This window comes from Cupriavidus sp. SIMBA_020 (genome assembly GCF_046535395.1).
Lineage (GTDB): Bacteria > Pseudomonadota > Gammaproteobacteria > Burkholderiales > Burkholderiaceae > Cupriavidus > Cupriavidus campinensis.
Window position 1 is genome coordinate 1 of record NZ_JAWRWU010000715.1, and the last position, 267, is coordinate 267.

Annotated in this window: 1 protein-coding gene; it reads left to right on the forward strand. The window is 64.0% G+C overall.

Going from position 1 to position 267, the window contains the following annotated elements; genetic code table 11:
* The coding region (locus SB751_RS31200; RefSeq protein WP_410749169.1) for a MetQ/NlpA family ABC transporter substrate-binding protein at nucleotides 1–209 on the forward strand (209 nt) is incomplete at its 5' end.
* Nucleotides 210–267 lie beyond the last annotated feature (58 nt).

Below are 267 nucleotides of genomic sequence, written 5' to 3' on the forward strand. Positions count from 1 at the left end.
GCCTGAAGCTGACCGAAGCGCTGGCGCTGAAAAAGACCACGCCCACCTACCAGAACCTGGTGGCGGTGCGCACGGCCGACCTGGACAAGCCTTTCGTGAAGGACATTGCCGCGGCCTATGCCTCGCCCGAGTTCCTGGCCGTGACCGAAAAGTCGTTCGCCGGCTTCGTCAAGACCGACTACCAACAGAAGCTGGCCGCAACCCGCTAGGGCGCGGCGCACGCCACAGGAGGCCTCGGCCATGTTCATCAACCCCAACGAGTTCGAG